Annotated in this window: 3 protein-coding genes and 1 pseudogene; 1 reads left to right on the top strand and 3 read right to left on the bottom strand. The window is 67.6% G+C overall.

The features are described from left to right. Nucleotides 1-340: HAD-IC family P-type ATPase (locus tag L810_RS43495; RefSeq protein ID WP_021164396.1), on the top strand; the 340-nt coding region annotated here is incomplete at its 5' end. 250 nt (nt 341-590) lie between these two features. Here the strand turns inward: L810_RS43495 and L810_RS43490 are convergent. From L810_RS43490 to L810_RS48300, 3 genes and pseudogenes are all read right to left on the bottom strand, one after another. Then, the gene (locus L810_RS43490; RefSeq protein ID WP_021164395.1) at nt 591-1,070 is read right to left on the bottom strand and encodes a GNAT family N-acetyltransferase; all 480 of its coding nucleotides are present in this window, start codon (nt 1,068-1,070) and stop codon (nt 591-593) included. 181 nt (nt 1,071-1,251) lie between these two features. Beyond that, complete coding sequence (locus tag L810_RS48660) at nt 1,252-1,407, bottom strand: hypothetical protein (protein WP_006481665.1); 156 nt, start codon at nt 1,405-1,407, stop codon at nt 1,252-1,254. 175 nt (nt 1,408-1,582) lie between these two features. Then, nucleotides 1,583-2,104, bottom strand: a pseudogene (locus L810_RS48300) (flagellar hook-length control protein FliK); the annotation flags it as partial.

The following is a 2,104-nucleotide window of genomic DNA, read 5'->3' as shown; positions in this document are numbered from 1 at the left end:
GATGGTCGGCGACGGGATCAACGATGCGCCCGCGCTTGCCGCGGCCGACGTCGGCATCGCAATGGCCACCGGCACCGACGTCGCGATGCACACGGCCGGCATCACGCTGATGCGCGGCGACCCGGCGCTCGTCGCCGACGCAATCGACATCTCCAGGCGCACGTACCGGAAGATCCAGCAGAACCTGTTCTGGGCGTTCGTCTACAACCTGGTCGGCGTGCCGCTCGCGGCGCTCGGCTGGCTGAACCCGGTGATCGCGGGCGCGGCGATGGCGTTTTCCAGCGTCAGCGTCGTGACCAATGCGTTGCTGCTGCGGCGATGGAAAGGGCGCGCGCACTGAGCGGGTGTGGGCGGCGCGTGCAGGACGGTCGAATGATCGAAGGGCCGTTCGGCTGTCGGTGTTTGATGGTCGGGGTCGGTTGCTTGGGGCTTGGGGCTTGGGGCTTGGGCTTGGGCTTGGGCTTGGGCTTGGGCCCGGGGCTCGGGGCTCGGGGCTCGGCGAGCAGGAAGGATCGGGAGTGTGAATGGTGCAGGCCGCCGGCTGCGTACCCGGTTGGCCGCAAGTGCCACCTGAGCGCCTGCCAGCGGATTCAGCCCGGAACGACCGGCTTGATCAACGTCGTCGTGATCGGCGCGAAGCCGCACGCACGATACAGCGCGCGGGCCGCCGTGTTGTGATTGAACACCGACAGCCCGATCTCGGTGATGCCGTAGCGGCGCGCCTCGGCGTCGAGCGCATCGAGCGTGCGCGTGGCCCAGCCCTGGCGACGCCGGGACGGGACGATGTCGAGGTCGTAGATGAACAGCGTGCGGTTCGGCCCTTCGGGCACGATCGCGTACCAGAGGTCGCCCACCGCGTCGCCGCTGGCGGCGTCGACGAGTACGACGAGGGTCTGGCCGGAGGTCCGCAGGCCGTCAGGCAGCAGCGTGTCGAAACACGCGCGCGCCCGGCTGGCCGCGTCTTCGACAGCATTTTGTCCGGATGAGACGAGATCGCGCGCGTAGCCGTCGATGGCTCGCGTACGGTACGCGTGGAATTCACTGGCCGTCATCGGCCGCATCTGCAGCATGGCCCGGTCACCGTGAACGGATTCGGACTTCCAGTGTAGCGGGACGGTCGCGCCGGCGCGCGATACGGCGGCGGAAAGCGGGCGGGCGGGTGCGCCGGACGTCGCGCTGGCCGCGAATCAGCGAATCAGCGAATCAGCGAATCAGCGAATCAGCGAATCAGCGAATCAGCGAATCAGCGAATCAGCGACGATACAGGACGATCGGCACGAGGTGCGCACGGCGCACGCGCTCGGCTTCGGCACGACGCGCAGCGTACGAGTATTCGGCGTCGAGCGGCAGGTGGGGCGACACGAACAGGTCGTCGATCTTTTGCAGCAGGGCAAGGATGAAGCTCATGTGAGACTCCTGACAGATGTGGCTAGGGTTTTCCCTTAGATGAACGCTATTCTAAGGGTTTTCCCTGAACTCTGCCAGCGCACCGCATCAGTTTGCCGCATGCGCGCGGCGCCTGATCGCCGACGCGAAACCGCGATCCTTGCTCCGTCAGGCTCCCAGGATAGGGTCGAAATGATTAGCGCGTGCGGCGCGCACGTTTCGCGACGGCCGCCTCGCGATTCGCGTTGCGCTGGAGCCGGTCGACTTGCGACAGCAGCGCCTCGTGATGCTCCTCGAGCGTCATCAGCGTCGCCTGCTGCGTCGACAGATCGGCCGCGAGGCGATCGATCCGCTGCTGCTTCGTGGCGACGTCCTGCTTCAGGTGCGCGATCTGTCGCGTCTGAAGCACCAGCGCAACGAGCCCGGCCAGCACGACGACGGCCAACGCCAGCAGCAGGCGGTTGACGCGGCGCATCTCGCGATCGGCGGTGCGCGTCAAACCGTCGACGTCGGCCTGCAGCGCGGCGAGCCGGTCGGTCAGCGGACGCAGGTGCGTATCCGGATCGAATACCGGCGCGGCCGGTTGCGCGCGCTCCACCGACGGCTTCGTGACAAAGGACGCAGCGGAAGCCACCGGCTGGGTGGCAGGGGATACGGTGGTGTCGGGGCGCGGCGCGGCGTCCACGGCCTTCGCAATGTTCGCCGTGTTCGCCGTGTT

It is taken from the genome of Burkholderia sp. AU4i, assembly GCF_000466765.1.
Classification (GTDB): Bacteria; Pseudomonadota; Gammaproteobacteria; order Burkholderiales; family Burkholderiaceae; genus Burkholderia; species Burkholderia cepacia.
This window is presented reverse-complemented; position numbering and strand designations above follow the sequence as displayed.

What these genes read in the sequence shown, in the direction of transcription:
- L810_RS43490 (WP_021164395.1), bottom strand. Translation starts at nt 1,070, where the DNA reads ATGCTGCAGATGCGGCCGATGACGGCCAGTGAATTCCACGCGTACCGT.
- L810_RS48660 (WP_006481665.1), bottom strand. Translation starts at nt 1,407, where the DNA reads ATGAGCTTCATCCTTGCCCTGCTGCAAAAGATCGACGACCTGTTCGTG.